The sequence below is a fragment of the Sulfuricurvum sp. RIFCSPLOWO2_12_FULL_43_24 genome (genome assembly GCF_001829605.1).
In the GTDB taxonomy this organism is placed as follows: Bacteria; Campylobacterota; Campylobacteria; order Campylobacterales; family Sulfurimonadaceae; genus Sulfuricurvum.
In genome coordinates this window covers 1-6,621 of record NZ_MIBT01000037.1, presented here as the reverse complement: position 1 = coordinate 6,621, position 6,621 = coordinate 1, and the positions used below count along the sequence as shown (strand labels likewise).

The following is a 6,621-nucleotide window of genomic DNA, read 5'->3' as shown; positions in this document are numbered from 1 at the left end:
ATCATAAATCCGGGGATGATACGGTCAATCGAAGGTGATTTAGCGAGGGAAGCTCCGAAATATTCGTTTGCTTTGGTGAGAGAGAGGGCAAATACTTCAACCAAATCGCTATCATCGGTCGTGACCGAATGGCGGATATAATCGATCGTGTACTCTTCATCGCTGTTGAGGTTTCCCTCTTCAAACATCCGTATTTCAACTTGGATTCGGAGCTCATCTTCGCTGAGACGATCGGGGAGTTTTAGGGTTTGGGTATTAAGCAGTGATAAGGGGACGATAGCACCGGAAGAGAGCTCTTTATGCTCACGTGCAGAGGGTTCGCCAAATACACCATCGTGGTAAGTACGAATCCGATCATGCTCTATGAAAAGTAGTTTTTGATGTTCCATTTCCCTGCTTGCCACGTTTTTTTGTTAGTACCTATATCGGCAAAATTAAAAAATATAATTAGTTATTGCAAGGGATTATAGCATATCCCGTTCCACTAAACAGGCGAATAGTGGCATTTTTATCACCATTTTTGAAATTTATATTTAATTCGTTCGGTAATAAAGTATTTAATGTTACCGAATTAGCATTGTGCGGTCGCCCCATCCCATCAAAACAGACCGTCGTAATATTGGGGGTGAGGGTGATAGTTGATTTAATCTCATGTTTTGGAGTTTCGTTATCGGATAATGCGGCCTGAGTTAGGGTGACACATCCTGCACTGTCGAGTGCATCATACCCCAATGCACGGTAGCGTGCCTCTTTGAGTTTTAGCAGAGTGTATTGGGCATCTTGGCGGGCATAATCGGGGCGGCTCATGTAAAAACCGATACCGCTCATCACTCCGATGAGGACAATGACAAAGATAAGTTCAATGAGCGAAAAAGCGTGTTTTTTCATGGGCGCTGTAAGCTCCTTCGTTCAAATCGGATCGGATGGAGGATTTTGGCATTAGTGCTATCGGAGGTAACGATAACGCGCATACTCACCATTCCATGCGACTCCTCGGATTGGATCGGAGTGTGAGCAACATTGTTACAAGTGGTCCCATCGGCTAAATAGTAACGCTCGATTGTCACGTTGGCATCGAACTTAGCATCCGATGAGCGGACGGTGAGACTTCCGAGGCAACTTCCGCCAGTACGATCATAGGCACTGATCCGTAATAATGCCGCTTCAGTCGCGCTTTGTAAAAAGAGCTCTGCCTGTTCACGGGTATAGCTGTCGGCATAATGCTGAGCCCCTAGAGAAGCATATCGCATGGTGACGGTGACAATCCCCCCGATAAAGAGGATGATGAGGAGCACTTGCGGTAATCCAAAAGCGTGACGCATTAGAATACTACCTTTTGTTTGGATAAGCGTACCGGATTTCCGCCCCGTACGGTTCGGTTGGTATCGATGCTGAGACGGATAGTGCTGTTGATCATCTGAGCTCGAAAGGCGTTGACATTGGTCGCGAGAATACTCACTCTGCCTTGTGGATTATGAGCGGCAATATCGGCACAAAAACTCTCTCCGTTCCACGGACGGTAGTTGTAAAAGAGAAAAAGGGTGTTGTCGATAGCCGTAGAACTGATTCCCAGTGTAGTGATACATGCTGCGGATTGATTGATATCTGCTCCTCTAGCAACCGCATACGCCGAGTCAACGAGGTTGTACTTTTCATAAATTGTTGTAGGTGCAACACCGCTAAATACGATGGCATTGTCAACAGTCATGGTTATGGTGTGGACGGTTGAGACCCCTTCATCAAATGTCCCCGAAAAGACTAAAGCGATGTTGTCATTCGCCCAGTTAAAACTTCCCCATTTAGCACTTTGAGTATTTTCGATAGATGCTTTGGTTGTTTCAGGAGTGTAGAGGGTAGCGGTGGCATAATCGGAGTGGTTCATATCGACGAATCCGCTGTAATCACCTGCGAGATAACTCTCAGATGCGAGTCCCAGCCATTCGATGATTTCTTTATCGGTTGAACTTGCCAACGGGGTGCGGGTTGCATCTCCTAGGTTGTATCCGCTAACCGACATCGGAGCACGGTTATAAAGAAGAATACTGATTTGATCCAGTGCACTTTGGCTGTCCATTGAGAGTGTGGTGAGGATTTTCGCTTTTTCACTTCGCAGAGTGATTGCTTCGAATGCTTTGAACATCCCCACCGAAAGGATACCGGTAATGGCAACGGTGATGATGATTTCGATAAGGGTATAACCGCGCCGCATTACCAATCCCTGCGGTTGATATGAATATTACCAATATTATAAGAAGTGTAGTTTAAATCAGTGATACAGTTCGCAGTATTTTGAAATTTGTGACCAGAGGTATATTTAACTTTTACCCCAATCATTTTCGCATTTGATGTTTGACCTGCAGGTGTATTTGCATAAGTGTCTTCATTGATATATTTTACGGTTGTATTAAGATCATATAAATTGGTGCATGATTTGGTGGTGGTAATATTACCGTCGTAGTCATCGATGTCGTTGTAGACATTATTGCCAAAGGTATCTTTTTCCATTCCAAAAGAAGCTTGGAAAATTGTCCCATTTTCTTCTCGGCAATTTCGACTTCCCACAAAACCTCCTATACGATAAAAAGGTTCAGGATTAGAACTGTTACAGACATAACTTAAACTATCGGTTTGAAGTATTTGATCGTGTTCTGTATTGTTTTCATCCCATGGTAGGTTGAGGATCATCCCTATTTGTGCCATTGCGTTGTACATCGCCTCCTCTTTGAGGGTGACTTGGGCGCTTTGGTTCATCGACATCACCAGACGGGGGATGACGGTAAAGACGATCCCGATGATCATCATCGAGAGGATCAGTTCTATGAGGGTCAGAGCATTTCTCATCGAAAGAGTTTCACCCCTTTGTTGGTGATATTTTTTGCCGGTGCCATTTGAAAGTCACTCCCTTGGAACGTTCCGCTGTTCACCCCTTTTACGCCACCGGTTGCATCGGTGTAGTCGTAGTTGAAACACGGGTGTCGTGTACAATTACCGCTGTAATTGTAAGTATAATTGGGAGAATACCATAACCAAGGGCTTATATCCAAATGGATGGTTTGGTCATGTACAGAGGTGACACTCACCATCTGAAGTCCATTGGCAGGAGTTTTAGAAGCATCGATATCATCTCCTCCCGCACTGTAGCCCCCTCGGATAACATTTCCCTCAGCAGCAGTGTCGTGATTGAGATTGCGATACCACTTGAGGACGTTTTGCGGCATGCCACTTACAAATCCACTCGAAGTAGTACTGTAGACTTCAAACTCGATCGGCGCATCTACCGGTGAGATATTGGTTGCAATATCATAGGCACGTGCACGACCGTAAACGAATGTGGTATCGCCTAGAAGTATTCCTGAGCCTAATACGTGATCACTATCATTCACATCGGCTGAGGTGATATTAAAATCAAACGGATTAAGAGGTTTACTAGGAGACCTGTCGAAATTGAAATCGATATTCGGGGCGACTGAACCGCTATTAAACAAGCTTGAATTCAAGCTCAATGTCCATGGATCACCTTTTAGTACATTGGTGTTTACCGTAGTGAGTGTTTCAGAATAGAGAATTTTGGTTAAGGGACTAGGGACACTCGAATGTACTAGCGTTAAGTCGGTATTTTTCGCATAACACGCGGAACTGTAGTTGGCAGTAGTGTTATTTTCACCGTTTTTAGCGGTGATGTTGAGATCCAGTGCGGAAGACATGTTGAGATCATCCGAGAGATAGGTGAAATCTCCTCCCGCGAAATTAGTGAGGGTCCCCGTTACATCGAAATGGTGGGGTTTGATCGTAATCTGAGCTTGGGTTGATCCGATCGGCAAATCACTCGCGGAGCTATAGAATCCGGCGACATCCGCATCGTCACAGTCGATATTGGCGTACTTCGCACCGCATGCTTTGGTGAGATCGGTGATGTTGATGTCGAGCACACCCACTTCTGAATAGCGAGTGGTGAATGTTTTGGTTCCATTGATAAAGCTAAAGGAAGTAAGTGTTGGATTAAAGGTACCAACGCCGCAAAGAGGATTATGTTCACCAATGGCGATTTCAAAGCTTCCGGGGACACTTTCATTGTATAAAGATGATGGGCTTCCTGAAAAATTTGGGGCAGTAAATATGACATTAAAATCGACCCCAGCAACGGCATTAGGAGCTGTGATATTGAATAATGCTGGACGTACCGCAAAACGGTCGCTGGCAACAGTAGTATCGGTATCCGTTAGAGCATCGCATGTCGTTGAGACAGGAGCATCTTTTTTCCACATGAGACGAACTCCGGCACTCTCACTTCCTCCGATGGCACGGTCGAGTAAAAAAGCAGCCGTTTTAGTTTGTTCAGAGGTATAGGTGAGTTTGACCCAATCGGTGAGAGCAGCTCCTGCAGTATCAATCAAACGGGCGCAGACGGTACCGTTAAAATCTTGATAACCGTCATTGGTTTCATTGAGTGAGGCAACAGTGAGATCAAAGGGTTTCGAGACGATTTTAGTTGAGATATTGCGATCGCTAATGGAGCGAAAAGAGTCCCATGCATCGAAAGAGACGGCTGGATCGGGAATGATGGCACAATCAGGGCATGTACGGATTGATCCGTTAAAGTTATTACCGGAAGATTCGTTGGAATATACTGATGAAACTTCGGTTTGACTTAATGCCCGATCAAATATTTTAACTTCATCGATGGCTCCATCAAAGGTTCGAGATGGATAGTTGTAATCCACGCCGATATAAAAAGGGAGTGTATTTTGAGGCAGTGTTCCGGTGTAGGTAGCACTGCCATCTTCAACTCCATTGATGTAGATTTTTTGTTCACCGCTTTTATAGGTCAAAGCAATATGCGTCCACGTGTTCAGAGGAACGGCGCTTGATCCGGTAAAATTTCCTGTACCCCACCACCAATTGACACGACCACTGGTATTGAGATGAAACTCATAGTTGGTATCTTTAGAAGCTATGGTACGTAAATCGGATGTCGGCCATGAAGTGGGATTGACCCATACACTGATGGAAAGTTCGTTGGCAAGATTCAAATGGGAGTTATTTGCAATTGTAATGTTTGTATTGGTACTGGCTCCTTTGAATTTTCCTCCCGTACATATTTCTCCCGCAATTTTGAGAGGGCTATTAACGGATGTCCCATTTAATCCATTTCCACTGGAATCTAATATTTCATTACTCACTCCACCCCATAAGCATTCATCGAGGCGGTAGTTGGCTACCGGTAAAACGGCGCATATTCCTCCGGCTATTTGCATATTACTGGAAGCAAGTTGAGTGATTTCTTCACCTGTGGCAGCATTATAATAGTGTGCGTTTGCAGTATTGTTTAGGCTTATATCACTTGTTAGGACGAGAGAGCTTGGCACTTTAGTACTAAAATTGATTTTATATTTGGTACCGATATTAATCCGGTTAAAATCGCAATAGACTGCAGTAGCATTTTTATCGCATGTGATGGTTGATGCGGCGGTGCCGCTAATGAGTTGTACCGTTGGAACGGTTGTTTGTGTCATATCGAGATAACTGAGTATTCCGTTGCTTTGAAAATCATCATAGACACGAACGGTAGATGCCGCTTCTGTTCCGGTATTCTCAAAATTCACTTCATAGTTTAAGGTTGCCCCCCGCAGGTCTTTATCCGTTCCGCAGGTTTGGTTCGATTCGTAGGTGACTGAGACATTTTTATCGAAATTTCCGATGGTTGGAGAGTATATCTGAGTTGCGAATCCAAAGGTACCGACATAATATTGATCTCCACCGTTTCCTATAATCTTGATTTGGGTTGATGTCTGATTGTTTCCAAGAACTCCGGAAATATCATAGGTGTCAATATCGATACCGGCGGTATTTTGCCATGCCGGATTTCTACTGGTGACATAAGCGTTTTTGTAGGTAATATTGGAGTTGAACTGGTTATTTGAAGGATTGAGGGTATTGAAAATATTGGTCAATACCCCTGACCCGTTTTGGATTTGTAACCCTTCATACGCATAAGCGGCATCTCCTTCTGCACCGAAGATGAAAAAGGTAGAATTTACCGTTCCGCTTAGAGGGGTACGGAATCCTGATACATTAATAGTTTGAGTTGAACCGCTCGCATAAATTGCTTTAAATCCGTCATATTCGGTCATATTTTTAAGATTATCGTTAGCGTCTTCGTACATAATACTTAAAGACCATGCTCCATAAGCACTGGTACCTAACTTGGTTTTAAGATCGGCAATATGGTAGGTACCGTTTGGTGCGTTGACATTCATTAAAGAAGTTACATCCGCAAAGCCTTGGTAGGGGGTATTGGTTGTACTAATGTAATCGATTTGGGAAGCGGTTACGCTTTGATATGCCCCGCCCGGTCTTTTAAATTTGATTGTTTTGACACTGTTTTTATCGGTGGTGTAATTGGTTGGGAATTGTCCCTGCCAATACAACCCAGCCCAGAGGATTTTTGATCCGGTAGGAAGAGAGAGATCGGCGGATGAAGAGCTGGTCGTTGACCCATCAGAATCAATGTCGTTGTAAATAGCGTAAAAAGCATTATTGGCTTCATTGTTGCCGGGTGCAACACAGGTTCCGGTTGATCCGCCGTTACTGCTTTTGCACAAGACGGTATTTCCGATAAGC

6 protein-coding genes are annotated in these 6,621 nt (G+C 44.2%); all 6 read right to left on the bottom strand.

Annotated elements, in window-relative coordinates:
• On the bottom strand, positions 1 to 389 hold a 389-nt coding region (locus A3G19_RS03830), incomplete at its 3' end, for a hypothetical protein (protein WP_294870668.1).
• 58 nt (positions 390 to 447) lie between these two features.
• Positions 448 to 888 (bottom strand): type II secretion system protein, encoded by a 441-nt coding sequence (locus A3G19_RS03825; protein WP_294870667.1) that lies wholly within the window; start codon positions 886 to 888, stop codon positions 448 to 450.
• Entirely contained in the window at positions 885 to 1,322 is a 438-nt protein-coding gene (locus A3G19_RS03820) for a hypothetical protein (protein WP_294870665.1), read from the bottom strand. Before A3G19_RS03820 ends, A3G19_RS03825 begins: the two co-directional genes overlap by 4 nt.
• Complete coding sequence (locus A3G19_RS03815) at positions 1,322 to 2,209, bottom strand: type II secretion system protein (RefSeq protein ID WP_294870663.1); 888 nt, start codon at positions 2,207 to 2,209, stop codon at positions 1,322 to 1,324. Before A3G19_RS03815 ends, A3G19_RS03820 begins: the two co-directional genes overlap by 1 nt.
• The gene (locus tag A3G19_RS03810; RefSeq protein WP_294870660.1) at positions 2,209 to 2,841 is read right to left on the bottom strand and encodes a type II secretion system protein; all 633 of its coding nucleotides are present in this window, start codon (positions 2,839 to 2,841) and stop codon (positions 2,209 to 2,211) included. Before A3G19_RS03810 ends, A3G19_RS03815 begins: the two co-directional genes overlap by 1 nt.
• Positions 2,838 to 6,621, bottom strand: a 3,784-nt coding sequence (locus tag A3G19_RS03805; protein ID WP_294870658.1) for a LamG domain-containing protein, incomplete at its 5' end; no start/stop codon positions are given. The genes A3G19_RS03805 and A3G19_RS03810, both read right to left, overlap by 4 nt.